The 13629-nt window shown below is 73.0% G+C and carries 10 protein-coding genes; 6 read left to right on the forward strand and 4 right to left on the reverse strand.

All coding sequences use genetic code 11. The annotated features are described in order from the left end of the window. Positions 1-21: 21 nt before the first annotated feature. The 3 genes from ACH4SP_RS09890 (at position 22) to ACH4SP_RS09900 (ending at position 3114) form a co-directional block, all read left to right on the forward strand. Positions 22-735: a PadR family transcriptional regulator gene (locus ACH4SP_RS09890; RefSeq protein ID WP_398412458.1), complete on the forward strand. Its 714-nt coding sequence runs from the start codon at positions 22-24 to the stop codon at positions 733-735. Between the two features lie 172 nt (positions 736-907). Continuing rightward, positions 908-1561: a TetR family transcriptional regulator gene (locus ACH4SP_RS09895; RefSeq protein WP_398412460.1), complete on the forward strand. Its 654-nt coding sequence runs from the start codon at positions 908-910 to the stop codon at positions 1559-1561. Continuing rightward, entirely contained in the window at positions 1558-3114 is a 1557-nt protein-coding gene (locus ACH4SP_RS09900) for an FAD-dependent monooxygenase (RefSeq protein WP_398412463.1), read from the forward strand. The genes ACH4SP_RS09895 and ACH4SP_RS09900 overlap by 4 nt, the downstream gene beginning before the upstream one ends. Before the next feature lie 27 nt (positions 3115-3141). Here the strand turns inward: ACH4SP_RS09900 and ACH4SP_RS09905 are convergent, their stop codons facing one another. After that, positions 3142-4623 (reverse strand): FAD/NAD(P)-binding protein, encoded by a 1482-nt coding sequence (locus ACH4SP_RS09905; protein WP_398413508.1) that lies wholly within the window; start codon positions 4621-4623, stop codon positions 3142-3144. Between the two features lie 39 nt (positions 4624-4662). Further along, positions 4663-5967, reverse strand: a complete 1305-nt coding sequence (locus ACH4SP_RS09910) for a hypothetical protein (RefSeq protein ID WP_398412466.1) — start codon at positions 5965-5967, stop codon at positions 4663-4665. A gap of 165 nt (positions 5968-6132) precedes the next feature. Between ACH4SP_RS09910 and ACH4SP_RS09915 the strand changes: the two genes are divergently transcribed. Together ACH4SP_RS09915 and ACH4SP_RS09920 are read left to right on the forward strand one after the other, a co-directional pair. Further along, positions 6133-6867 carry a zinc-binding dehydrogenase gene (locus tag ACH4SP_RS09915; protein WP_398413510.1) on the forward strand — a complete coding sequence of 245 codons (735 nt, stop codon included), beginning with the start codon at positions 6133-6135 and terminating at the stop codon, positions 6865-6867. Positions 6868-7281: 414 nt separating this feature from the next. Continuing rightward, positions 7282-10605, forward strand: a complete 3324-nt coding sequence (locus ACH4SP_RS09920; protein ID WP_398412468.1) for a bifunctional cytochrome P450/NADPH--P450 reductase — start codon at positions 7282-7284, stop codon at positions 10603-10605. Between the two features lie 75 nt (positions 10606-10680). Here the strand turns inward: ACH4SP_RS09920 and ACH4SP_RS09925 are convergent, their stop codons facing one another. Both ACH4SP_RS09925 and ACH4SP_RS09930 read right to left on the reverse strand, forming a co-directional pair. Next, entirely contained in the window at positions 10681-11304 is a 624-nt protein-coding gene (locus ACH4SP_RS09925) for a TetR/AcrR family transcriptional regulator (protein ID WP_398412470.1), read from the reverse strand. Between the two features lie 34 nt (positions 11305-11338). Continuing rightward, complete coding sequence (locus tag ACH4SP_RS09930; protein WP_398412472.1) at positions 11339-11896, reverse strand: hypothetical protein; 558 nt, start codon at positions 11894-11896, stop codon at positions 11339-11341. Positions 11897-12048: 152 nt separating this feature from the next. Here ACH4SP_RS09930 and ACH4SP_RS09935 point away from each other — a divergent pair, with 152 nt between their 5' ends. Beyond that, positions 12049-13614, forward strand: coding sequence for an alpha/beta fold hydrolase (locus tag ACH4SP_RS09935; RefSeq protein ID WP_398412474.1), 1566 nt, complete (start codon positions 12049-12051; stop codon positions 13612-13614). Positions 13615-13629 lie beyond the last annotated feature (15 nt).

Here is a 13629-nt window from a genome sequence, read left to right on the forward strand (position 1 = left end):
CGACATCGGAGGAGTTCGATCATGAAGAGCATGCGCAGGAATCACGAGTTCGGTCCCGAGGGACACCACCGCTTCGAGCGGCGCGAGCGTTTCGGCGGAGGCCCGGGAGCTCCGGGCGGCTTCGGCGGAGGCCCCGGAGAAGGCGGCGGCCGCGGCGGGTTCGCACCCGGTGGGGGCTTCCAGGGGGAAGGCCCCGGGCGACCCGGCGAGTGGCGCGGCAGGAGCCACCACGGAATGGGCGGCGGCCCGCACGGCATGAGGGGCGGCGGCCCGCGCGGCGGCGGCCGTGGCCGGGCGCGGCGCGGCGACGTGCGCGCGGCGGCGCTGGCCCTGCTGGCCGAACGGCCGATGCACGGTTACGAGATGATCCAGGAGCTGGAGTCCAGGACCGGTGGCGTGTGGCGCCCCAGCCCCGGCTCCCTCTACCCCGCACTGCAGCTGCTGCAGGACGAGGGCCTGGTCACCGCGGACGACTCCAGCGGCAAGCGGCTGCTGACCCTCACCGACGCCGGCCGGGAGGCCCGCGAGGCGGCCGGAGCGGACCAGCGCCCCTGGGAGCACATCACCGCGGGAGTCCCGCCGGTGCACAAGGTGCTGCGGGACGGCATCGAGCAGATCGCCACCGCCACGCGCCAGGTCGCCGCGGTGGGTACCGAGGAGGAGAAGGCCCGAGCGGTCCAGATCCTCACCGACACCCGCAAGGCGCTGTACAAGCTGCTTGCCGACAGTGAGTGAGCAGATCTGTCCCCCGTCGTGCGCGGGGGGTCCGTCATATGTGTGTGGGGTCCGGCCGTCGGTCGGACCCCACACACATATGCGGAGCAAATCCGGGCACATTCTTGCCTGATTGGCAATATTGCCCTGAAGATAATCTTGCCGTGGCGGCAAAATCTGCTACGTTGCCCGTATGGCACCTGAAGAAACCGCTCGTACGACGGGGCAGCCCGGACTCCGCGAGCGCAAGAAGCGGGAGACGCGGGTCGCGCTGAGCCGGGCGGCGATCCGGCTCTGTGTTCTGCACGGCTGGGCCGAGGTGACGGTCGATCAGATCGCTGCCGAGGCCAATGTCTCCGTCCGTACCTTCCGCAACTACTTCTCCGGCAAGGCCGAGGCGATCGCGGCCAGTCACCTGGAGCGGATGCTCGGGGTCGCCGACGACCTGCTCGCCCGCCCGGCCGGCGAACCGCTCTGGGACTCGCTGCGCCACGCGGTCCTGGGGCAGTTCGCACCGCCGGGGGACTCCGCGCCGCAGGGCGAGCGCTGGCGCGAAGGGGTGCGGCTGATGCTGGCCGAGCCCGCGCTGGCGGGGGAGATCATCAAGGCCGGCGCCGCCGCCGAGCGGGAGCTGGCCAGGGCCGTCGCCCAGCGCACCGGCACAGACGCCGAGCGCGACATCTACCCCAAGCTGGTCGCCGGCGTGATCACGGCCGCCAGCTCGGCGGCCGTCGAGCACAGCATGCGCGCCGAGGGGCCCGTGCCGCTCGGCGAAGCCCTGACCCAGGTCTTCGAGCACCTCGCCACCGGCCTGCGTGTTCCTTCGTCACACCATCAGGAGGCATGATCGTGACAGCTGACGTGGTCATAGTGGGCGGCGGTCCGAACGGGCTGATGCTGGCCTGCGAACTGAGCCTGGCGGGCATCCACCCGGTCGTCCTGGAGCAACTCCCGCACCCCGGCACCGAACCCAAGGCCAACGGCCTGGTCGGCCAAGTGGTGCGACTGACCGACCACCGCGGACTGTACGAGCCGCTCAGCGGCAGCCCGGAGCCCCCGCAGCCGAACTCCGCCTACTTCATGTTCGCCGCCATGGGCCTCGACCTCGGCCTCCTCGACACCAGTCCGGTGTACGGGCTGGCAGTCCCGCAGCCGCGCATCGTCGAGGTCCTGGAGGAGCGCGCCCGCGCACTCGGCGTCGACGTGCGGCGCGGGCACCGGGTCACGGCCGTCGCCCAGGACGAGGCCGCCGTCACCCTCGACGTCTCAGGCCCCGACGGCGACGAGCGGCTGCGGGCCCGCTACGCGGTCGGTGCGGACGGTGCGCGCAGTGTGCTCCGCAAGCTGTCCGGGATCGGGTTCCCCGGCGTCAGTTACGACCGGCGCACCAGCCGCACCGCCCACGTCACCGTCCCGGCCGACCGGGTCGACCCGGCCAACGGCGCCCTCACCGTCCCGGGGCACGGTCCTGTCCTGCCCTTCCTGCCCCACCAGACCGAGCGGGGCGGCTTCTCGTACGCGCCGTTCCCCGGCCGTCCGCCGCTGGTCAGCACCACCGAGTGGGACCAGCCCGCGACGGACGAACCGATGACCCTGGCCGAAATGGAGTCGAGCGTCCGCCGGGTCCTCGGCGTCGAACTGCCACTGGGCCCGCCGGACGGGGAGGGCCCGCACGTGCTGCGGCGGCTGGACGGCGGCAACACCCGGGTCGCCGACCGGTTCCGTGACCGCCGGGTCTTCCTGATCGGCGACGCCGCCCACGTCTACGCCGCCGGCGGCGGGCCCGGCCTGAACCTCGGTCTGCAGGACGCCGCCAACCTCGGCTGGAAGCTCGCCGCAGCCCTGCACGGCACCGCCCCGGCAGGCCTGCTCGACAGCTACGACACCGAGCGCCGCCAGGCCGCCCGCCGCATGGTGCTCCACGCCGAGGCACAGGCCGCGCTCACCGCGCCGGGCAGCGACACCAGGGGCCTGCGCGAGCTCTTCACCGAGCTGCTCACCCGCAAGGAGGTCGTCCAGCACCTCGCCGACCTCACCGCGGGCACCGATGTGCGCTACGAGATGGGCCTCGCCGATCCCCACCCCGCGGTCGGCTACTTCGCACCGGAGCTGGAACTGATCACCGAGTCGGGGAAGGTGCGGTTCGCCGAACTCGCGCGCGGCGCACGGCCGTTGCTGGTGGACCTCACCGAAGAGCATTCGCTGACAGCAGTACTGACGGAGAGTCAGACGGCCGAGGGTGCCGTTGACGTCGTCGTCGCGAAGGGCGGCCAGGCCGGGCTCACCGGCCTGCTGGTCCGTCCCGACGGTTACGTCGCCTGGGCCTGCGCCTCACCCGTACCGGATCCGGCCGAGACGGCCGCGCTGCGGACGGCCGTCGCGCGCTGGTTCAGCGTTTAGCAGAGGGTGTCCCGGGGTGGGGGCCCCTCACCCCGGCGCGGACAGTGCAGCAGCGATACGGGTGGAATGCCTGGCCAGCCAGGGCAGCCCGCAGGCGAACGCGTTCACCCCCTGGGTGAGCGTGCCGAGCGCATGGACCGGGGCTCCGGCGCCGTCGGCTCCCGTCAGGAGTCCGGTCAGCGGATCCGCCTCGACGCCGCCCAGCGGATGCGCCCTCGCGTGCCCCTCCCGGACCATCCTCGCCACCGGCCCCTCCCGGGAGTCGGGCGGAACCCCCTCCGCTTCCGTGAGGTGCTCGTCGGACGGCCGCAGTACGGCGTTCACCACCAGGTCCGCTTCCCGAACGGCGCCGACGCCCGGTGCGTCGGGCAGCACGCGGAACGCTGCCCCGCCCCGGCCCCCGCCCCGTTCGATGCGCCCCGCCACCACGCGCAGCACCTCGCGGTCGAAGAGTTCCCGCACCCGCACCGCGGTGTGCGCCGGCATCGGGAAGAGCAGGCTCCGCAACTTCCGGCCGGTGCGCCCGTCCAGCCGTCGCCGGTCCGCGAGCCCCAGGAGCCCGGCCGCCTCCGCTCCGGTCCCGCCCACCGCATGCCGCAGCACGCGCAGTGCCCGCGCGGCCGTCCCCCCGTCGTCCAACTGCCGCCGCAGCCGGTCCGCCGCGCTCTCCGAGCCGCCCCACTCCACCCGGAGATCCGCGAACGAGAGTCCCTCGGCCGCCAACTCCGCACCCAGCAGCGCCAGTAGACCCCCGAGCCCGCCCTCTGTTCTGATCCGGTCGAGGGTGAAGTGCCGGACCGGATGCGGGGGACCGGCAGGCCGTACGGACGGCAGCAGCCCCCGCCGCGACACCAGCGTGATCTCCCGGCACCGTCCCGCGTCGGCCAGCGCGCACGCCACGTCCACGGCCGTCAGCCCCGTGCCCGCCACCGCGACCCGGGCGCCCGGCGGTACCGCGGCCACCAGTTCCTCCAGCGGATACGGGGCCAGCACCCGGCCGTCCGAGCGCGCCAGGCCGTACGGGTCGGCGGGCTCGGACGCCCCGCAGCACAACACCGCCGCCGCGCTCTCCAGCCGCCGTACCGCGGCACCGGCCGTGCCGGGCAGCGGTTCCCACCGCGTGTCGACACCGTCCGGAGTGCGGCGCACGCGGGTCACCCGGCCGGTCAGCACGTCCACCCGGCAACCGCGGCGCCGCAACCGGGCGGCGGCCTCACCCGCCGTGTGTTCCAGGTACCGCCCGAAAACGGCCCGGTGCGGAAAGGCGGTGCCGGCCGTCCCGGTCGCCTCGGCCCAGCGGAGATAGTGACCCGGATCCCCCGGCCGTACCGACATGGCGGCCGCCCCGATGTTGGTCAACGACGCCACCGCGTCCGCCCCGAACGCGAGGCCGCGCCACCGCCGCACTCCCGGTCCCACCACGGTGATCCGTCCCGGCGGAGCCGCCGCGCCCACCGACAGCGCGTCCAGCAGCACGGCCGCTCCCACGCCGTCCCCGACCAGCGCCACGGGGGCCAAGGCACCGACTCCTCCCTCAGCTCCCGGACTTCAGCTTCCGGCCGATCGTACGGAGTGGTGCGGGTCGCCGGGGACGTGTCCGGCGATCGCCCGGAACGTGGGCCGCAGCTGACCGGTGTTCAGCGCCGTCAGTACGAGGGCCAGCCCGAGGTAGACCCACATGAGGATCATCCGCGAGGACTCGTCGGGCAGCGCGAACTGCGCGGCGAAGAGGGCGAACAGCCCGGCCGCCTGCCACGGCGCGAACCGCAGATTGAGCAGCACGCTCACCGCGAGCAGCGTCTGGGCCGCGGTGAGCGCGACCTCGTCGACCTGGCGGGTCACCAGCGGCAGGGACGCGCCGCCGCCACCGATGGCGTGGGCCAGCGGCAGACAACCGACCAGCAGGGTCCACTGGTTGACCTTGCTGGACAGCAGCGCGCCGAGTCCGTCGGAGGCCCGCAACCGCCAGGCGAAGACCACCGCGACGATGAGTTCGGGTGCCTCGGAGGCGAGCGGCGCGACCCACTGGACCAGCAGGAACCGGTCGATGCCGAACCTGGTGCCGGAGGTGATCAGACTGTTGGCGAAGGGCTCCGCGCACACGAAGATGACGGCCGCCGCCCCGAGGAAGAGACCGGCCGTGGTCAGCCGCCGTCGCACCGTGGGGAACAGGGCGAGCCGGGCGGGCACGCCCTGGAGCTCCTCCAGATCGGCGGAGGAGCACCTGCTGATCCGGAAGAGGTAGTAGCCGTACCAGGGGATGGCGATCGCCGCCACGTACCAGCCGATCTCGCGGGTCAGCGGCATGACGAAGGAGAACACCGCGGCGACCGCGAGGAAGGCGACGTCGATCCTGCGGTGCGGTTCCAGCGTCACGGTGGCCGAGACCCTGCCGTCGTCCCCGCGGGCCTTCCGCCACCTGCGCGCGGCGACGAGCGCGGCCAGCGCGACCATGGGCCAGCCGACGCCGACGAGCAGCCGGTTGGCACCGGTCATGTTGGCCGCCGCGTAGGCGCCGTACTCCGGCCTGCTGCCCGCGGTGTAGGCGAAGTAGAGGTCCACCGCGTATTCGGGGAGCACCGCGATGAAGGCCAGGATGGCCAGGGCGAGCGAGCCGGAGATGTCGGCGCGGGCCGTTTCGGCCGCCCACATCAGCAGTACGGCCGAGGACAGCACGCCAAGACCGAACACGAGGAGCGCCCAGCCGGGCGCGAGTTCGGCACCCGTGACACGTACGAAGATCGCGGGCAGCGTGCCCAGCACGGCGACCGCGATGCGCGTCACCGTGGCAGCGGCGGCGGGAGGAAGAAGGCCGGGGGAGTCCGGGGACTCTTGCGGTGGGGTGCCGCTCATGTGCGTTGTCCTCGCTGCTGGACGGGGAAGTGAAGCCCGTCGGCCGCTCGCGGGTGCCGGCTTCGATACGGGCGAAATGCCAGATTAGGCACGAGGGCTCCGGCCGGACCGCAGGCCGGACGCGTGTGACTCGGATGGCCGAGCCGGTGCGCTGCGACTGTCCCGCTGCCGCTCACCCTCGGGCACGAGGGCGCGGGAACCGTCGCCGCTCCCGGCGAAGGCGTCACCGGCTTCGCGGTGGGCGAGTCCGTCGCCGTGTACGGGCCGTGGGGCTGCGGAAACTGCCTCATGTGCGCTCAGGGCAAGGAGAACCTCTGCCCGCGCGCGGCCGGACTGGGCATCCGGCCGCCCGGCCTCGGAGCACCCGGCGCCCTCGCCGAGTACATGATCGTGGACGACCCGCGCCACCCGGTCCCGCCGGGCGACCTCGACCCCGTCACCGCCGTGCCCCTCACCGACGCGGGCCTGACGCCGTACCACGCCGTCAAGACCTCGCTGCCCAAGCTCACCCCCGGCAGCACCGCCGTGGTCATCGGCGCCGGCGGTCTGGGCCACGTGGCCGTCCAGCTCCTGCGCGCGCCGACGCCGGCCAGGGTGATCGCCCTGGACGTCAGCGACGAGAAGCTGGACCTCGCCCGTGAGGTCGGCGCGCACGAGGTCGTCCTGTCGGACCGGCACGCGGCGAGGGAGGTCCGCGAGCTGAGCGGAGGGCTGGGCGCCCAGGCCGTGTTCGACTTCGTGGGAGCACCGTCCACCGTCGCCACCGCGACGGCCTGTGCCGCCGTGGAGGCGGACCTCACCCTCGTCGGCATGGCGGCGGTGCCGCCACCGTCGGTTTCGGCACCGTCCCCTACGATGCCGCGGTCCGCGCCCCCCACTGGGGTTCGAGGTCCGAGCTGATCGAGGTGCTCGACCTGGCGCGTTCCGGCGCCATCGACGTGCACGTCGGAGCCCTACGCGCTGGACGACGTCCCCGAGGTGTACGAGCGGCTGCACGCGGGCCGGATCAGCGGCCGCGCCGTCGTCCTCCCCCACGGCTGATCCGGCCAAGGGTCGATCTCCCCTGGCCAGAACCGCACGCCCCCGCTCCCGGACGCCCCGCTCCCGGACGAACCCGGGACGGGGGCGTTCGGCATGTCCGCCCGACGCGTTCCGGACCCTGCCGGTTGCTCCGTACGGCCGTGTCAAGCGACACAATCATCCGACATTGTCACTCGACAATGTCGGGCGCTAAGGTGAAGGCAGTCACACGCAGACGACTGCCGACACGGCACGGAAGGCGGGCTCATGACGCACGCGGCCACGACCACCCCGATGACAGACCCGACGGCGACCCCGACGGCCGTCCCGACGCTCACCCCGGCCCTCACCCCGGCCCTCACCGAGATCCCCGAGCGTCCGGCGCTCCCGCTGATCGGCCATGCCCTGGGCATCCCGAAGGGTGCCGACGGGCTGGTTCATCTGATGAAGGAGGTCAAGGAGTTGGGCCCGCTGTACCGGGTTCGCGTCTTCGGCACCGAGTCCGTGGTCGTGGGCGGTCTGGACCTGGTGGCCGAGCTGTCGGACGAGAGCCGGTTCCGCAAGAACGTGCACCCGGACCTCGTCGAGATCCGGGGGATCGCGGGGGACGGCCTCTTCACCGCCTTCGGCCACGAGCCGAACTGGCAGAAGGCGCACGACATCCTGATGCCCGCGTTCTCCCTGGGTGCCATGCGCGGCTACCACCGGACCATGCTCGACGTCGCCCGGTCGCTGATCGCCAAGTGGGACAGGGCTGTTGAGGGGGACGGGGACGGGGGCGTCGGCGGCGGCCCGGTGGACGTGCCCGAGGACATGACCCGGCTGACCTTCGACACGATCGGGCTATGCGGGTTCGACTACGACTTCGAGTCGTTCCGGCGCGAGCAGGCGCACCCCTTCGTCGGGGCGATGGGACGCGCGCTCGCCTTCACCCAGGCGAAGGGCGAGTCGATCCCGGGCACGGAACTGTTCAAGTGGAAGCAGGCCGAGCAGTTCCGGCAGGACGCCGCGCTCATGTCGGACCTGGTCGACGAGGTGATCCGGCAGCGCAGGGCCTCCGGAGACACCAGCACCGACGACCTGCTGGGCCGGATGCTGCACACCCGCGACGCCGCGACCGGCGAGCCGCTGGACGACCTGAACATCCGCCACCAGGTGATCACGTTCCTCATCGCGGGACATGAAACCACCAGCGGAGCCCTGTCGTTCGCCCTGTACTACCTGACCAAGCACCCCGAAGTGCTGGCCCGCGCCCAGGCGGAGGTCGACGCGCTGTGGGGCGACACCGACGCACCCGACCCCGAGTACGGGGACGTCGGGAAGCTGACGTACCTGCGCCAAGTCCTCAACGAGAGCCTGCGGTTGTGGCCGACCGCGCCCGCCTTCGCCCTGGAGCCGATCGAGGACACCGTCATCGGCGGCAGGTACCCGGTGCGCAAGGGTGAGACGCTGATGGTGCTGACCCCGGCCCTGCACCGCGACCCGGCCTGGGGCGAGAACGTCGAGCTGTTCGACCCCGACCGGTTCACGCAGGAGCGGGAGGCGGACCGGCCCGTCCACCTCTTCAAGCCCTTCGGCAGCGGTGAACGCGCCTGCATCGGGCGGCAGTTCGCCCTGCACGAGGCCACTCTGCTCCTCGGTCTGCTGGTCCACCGCTACCGGCTGATCGACCACTCCGACTACCGGCTGAAGATTCACCAGTCGCTCACCATCAAGCCGGAAGGGCTCACCCTGAAGCTCGCACGGCGCACGGCAGGGGAGCGCCGAGTGCCCGCCGCGGTGGTCGGCGCGCCCACGGACCGGAACCGGCCAGGGGTCCGCCGCGCCGCCGCGACCGCACTGACCGTCCTGCACGGCTCCAACCTGGGCACCTGCGCGGGCATCGCCCGGGACCTGGCCGCCGACGGCGGTACGCACGGGTTCACCGGCTCGGTCGCCCCGCTCGACGAACGAGCTGGCGAGCTCACCGCGGCCGACGGCCCCGTGGTGATCGTCGCCGCCTCCTACAACGGCCGGCCTACCGACGACGCCACCCGCTTCGTCGACTGGCTGGAAGGCCTGGCACCCGGCTCGCTCGAAGGACTCCGGTACGCCGTACTCGGCGTCGGCGACCGCAACTGGGCCGCCACCTACCAGCGCGTACCGACACTGATCGACGAGCGGCTCCGCGCGGCAGGGGCCGTCCCGCTGCTCGATCGCGGGATCGCGGACGCCTCCGGGGACTTCGCGGGGGCCGTGGACCGTTGGACCGGTGACCTGTGGACCTCCCTGCTCGACCAGTACGGACTCGACCAGTACGGACTCGACCAGTACGGACTCGACCAGTACGGAGAGGAGACCGGTGCGGCCGTCATCGGGACGAGCCCGCCCGCACCGCAGGAGGACCAAGGGCTTTACGAGCTCGCGGACGCCACCGAATCCGTCGTCGGGGAACTCGCGGCCCGGCACGGCGTACGGCCCATGGAGGTCCTCGACGCGTACGAACTCGTCGACACCGCACACCCGTTGGGCCGCTCCAAGCGCTACCTGAAGCTGCGGCTGCCGGACGGCGTCAGCTACCGCACCGGTGACCACCTGGCCGTCCTGCCGCGCAACCCCGAGGCCCTCGTCCAGCGGGTCGCCGACCGGTTCGGCCTGGACCTGGACCGCACCGTCCGGCTGAGCGCCCGCCGCCCGAGCCGGGGCGCGCTGCCCGTCGACCGGCCGCTGACCCTGCGCCGGCTGCTCACCGACTTCGTGGAGCTCCAGCACCCGGCGGTCCCGGCCCACGTGGCCCTCCTCGCCGAGCACACCGCCTGCCCGCCCGAGCGGCGCCCGCTGGCCGCGCTCGCCGCGTCCGACCCCGAGACCTTCCGCGAGCAGGTCACCACCGCAGGGCGGAGCGTCCTGGACCTGCTGGAGAGCCACCCCGCCTGCGAGCTGCCGTTCGAGCGCTTCCTGGAGACGCTGCCGGTCCTGCGGCCGCGCCACTACTCGATCTCCTCCTCCGCGCAGGCGGCGCCGGACGAGGTGGAGCTGATGGTGTCGCTGCTCGCCGCGCCCCGCCGCGCCGGTGAAGGCACCTTCGAGGGCGTCGCCTCGGCCTACGTACAGACCCTCAGGGCCGGGGACCGCGTCCGGGCCAGGGTCCTCCCCTGCGCCGAGCCCTTCCGTCTGCCCGACGACGCCGCCCCCGCCGTCCTGGTCAGCGCGGGCACCGGCCTGGCGCCCTTCCGAGGGGCGGTCCTGGACCGGCTGCACACCGGGTCCACCAGCACGCTGCTCTGCTACTTCGGCTGCGACCACCCGGAGGTCGACCAGCTGCACCGCGAGGAGTTCGAGAGGGCGGAGGCGGCCGGTGCGGTCAGCATGCGCCCCACGTTCTCCCGGGCCCCCGAGGACGGCGCACGGTACGTCCAGGACCGCATCGCCCGGGAGGGCGACGAGATCTGGGCCGTACTCGAAGCGGGCGGCCATGTGCGCGTCTGCGGCGACGGCCGTCGGATGGCCCCGGCGGTACGGGAGGCCTTCATGGCGGTCTACCGCAAGCACACGGGCGCCGATGACGAGGAGGCCGCCGCCTGGCTGGCCGCCCTCGTCGAGTCCGGCGCCTATGTCGAGGACGTCTGGACGGGCTGACCCGCATGCCGCACCAGCAGAAGCCCCCGCATCCGGGACGAGCCGGATGCGGGGGCTTCGCGGTGCCGGGAGACCTCAGAGGGCGGGCATCGGCACGGGGGTCAGCGTGCCGTCCGCCAGAGCCACGACGCTGGACACCAGGGCCTGCAGGCCGGGCAGTTCGGCCTCCTCGTCGGGGAGGGTCAGATGCTGCAGGGAGAGCCCGTCGAAGGCGGCGAGGAAGAACCGTGCGACGGTCGGGGCGGGTACGGCGAGCCGGTGTCCTGTCCGCTCGGCCGCCTCGCTCACCAGCGTCGTCGTCACGTCCACCACCTCGCGGTAGTGGCTGTCCAGGACTTCGCGCAGCGCCGGTGTCCGCAGCGCGAGCAGGGTCAGTTCGGTCAGGAGCTGGTGGTCGGCCGGCCGCTCGCGCACCGTGCGCCACAGGGCGGCGGTCATGGCGGCGACGGTCTCCTCGAACCCGGCGTCCACCGGCGCCGACTCCTTGACGTGCCGGACCAGGGTGTCGGTGAGCTGTTCCATGACGGCCCGGTACAGGTCCTCCTTCGTACCGAAGGTGTAGTGCACCGTCGCCTGTGCGACGCCCAGCTCGGCGGCGATGGCGCGGGTGCTTCCGGCGGCGACGCCCTCCCGGGTCATGAGAGCGATGGCTGCCTTGATCAGCTGGGGGCGGCGCTCGGCCGCGGTCACATGAGCCATGACCGCATCGTACCGACTCGGTCGGTCGAGCAAGTCACTCGATCAATGATGTGTGGATCCGGCCGACGGCGCGCAGGACCTCTTCCCGGTTCTTCGCCCGCTTGATCCACACCGGCAGGCGGGCGACCAGGGTCGTCGCCGCTCCGATGTCGTACCAGGGAGCCCGTTCCCGCAGCGAGGCTCCGACGAAGCGGTGGATCAGGTCGAGGTGTTCGAGGTTGTACGCCCACAACCACCCGTGCCGGGTCTCCACCTGGAGCCACAGCGGCAGGCCGAAGTACGGATCCGTCGCGGGCCGGGCCGTGCCGCGGGTGAGCCCGACGTTCTGACGGCTCTCCCACGTGCGGGACAGCCCGCAGCCTCGGCAGACCAGCCGTCGCGCCTGGAAGAGCACCCGGCCCCCGGGTTCCGGGGCACCGGGCACCGGCACGACGTGCGCGGCCTTCGCGCAGCCGGGACAGCGCACCACGATCAGGCGGATGAAGTCGTACGGGGTGGCCCGCGGGTCCCGGAACCGGATGGTGGCGCGCGGGTGCCGGGACCGGGCGGTGGTGCGCGGGTCCCGGGACCGGGCGGTGGTGGGCGAGGTCATGCGGCGAGTATGCGACAGCCGGGGCGATTCTTACGCGCCTTTTTCATTGCTCTTCCGTCGCTGTGAAACGCGCCCGGCAATGTCGTTCTCGCAGCTGAGAGACGCAGGTGCGAGACACGCTGAAGACGCACCCGAGAGACGACGGAGTGGGCATGACGTACAAGAGCAGGGCGAAGCGCGCGGGACTGGCCGTCACCATGACGGCACTACTGGCAGCGGCGCTGCCGACGACGGCAACGGCCGCCCCCGGAACGGCCCCGGCAGCCCCGAAGGCCCCGGAGTGGTGCCCCACCGTCCCCGGCCACCGCGTCGACTGCGACGCGCTGGACCGCCCGCTGGTCGCCGGAAAGCCCAACCTCGGCAAGATCAGGGTGAGTTACGCGGTCGTACGGCACAGCGCGCCCGGCCCCGCCAGGGGCACCGTCGCCGTCAACCCCGGCGGCCCCGGCGAAGTCGCCATCGACCGGGCCGAGATCTTCGGTCACGCACTGGGCGACCTGCTGGGGGACCACGACCTGCTGCTCGTCGACCCGCGCGGCACCGGACGCTCGGATCGACTGCCCTGCGGGGTCACCGACGCCGAGTACCGCTTCGGCACCCGCGCCCAGCAGCGGGCCGCCGTCGAGACGTGCGCGAAGAACCTCGGGCCGAGGGCCGCCGCATACACCTCGGCCGCCACCGCCGACGACATCGACGCCGTCCGGGCCCGGCTGGGCGTGCCCCAACTCTCCCTCTACGGGCTGTCGTACGGCACCTACCTGATGCCGGTGTACGCCTCCCGCCACCCGGAGCGGGTCCGGTCGATCGTGCAGTCGGGCGCCTACCCCCTCGGCTTCGACCCCCTCTCCCGGCCCAGCGCCCAGGCCGTCTCGAAGTCCCTGCGCCGCGTGTGCGAGCGCAGCGTGCCCGCGGCCTGCGACGGGAGTACGGCCGTGCGGGACCTCACCACCGTCGCCGCACGCCTGCGGGCCCGGCCGATGACCGTGCCGGTCACCACCGACCACGCCGGGTACTCCGTACGGTTCACCGAGGGCAAGCTCGCCAACCTCCTCTATGAGGCGGCCAGCCGGGAAGTGGGGATGGCGCCGGACGAGCCCTCGCTGCTCGGGCGGCTGCCGTCCGCCCTGCACCGCTTCGTCGCGGGCGACACCGCACCGCTGCGCGCGCTGGTCCAGGAGGACGGGGCTTCCGGCAGCCAGGAGGACCAGGCGCCGTACATCGCGGTCGTCTGCAACGACTACCGCAAGGCCTGGTCGAAGGACGCGCCGCTGTCCGTACGGTGGCACCAGTACCGTGCCGCGCTGGCGTCCGCCGCCCCCGGCGAGCACGGGGCGTTCAGCGCCAGGGGGTTCACCGAGGGGCCCACGGACGGCGGCGACGTGTGCATCGGCTGGCCGCGCGAGAACACCGCGCCGCACCCGCAGCCCACGCACCCCGAGCTGCCCGACGTCCCGGTCCTGGTGCTCTCCGGCGACCTCGACGCCAACACGCCCGACGCGAACGGGCGGAAGGCCGCCCGGCAGTTCCGCGACAGCCGGTTCATCTCCGTACGCAACACCGGGCACGTGCCCGAGTGGGAGCAGGGCGGCTGCGTCACCGGGGTCTCCACCCGCTTCCTGCGCACCGGCGGTCCCGGCGACACGTCCTGCCTGCGCAACCTCCCGCCGATCACCGTGGCTCCCGTGCACACCTCCGCGCACGCCTCCGTACACAACTGACGGGCCAGTGCCGTG

Origin of the sequence: Streptomyces sp. NPDC021093, assembly GCF_044333135.1 — a bacterium.
Lineage (GTDB): Bacteria > Actinomycetota > Actinomycetes > Streptomycetales > Streptomycetaceae > Streptomyces.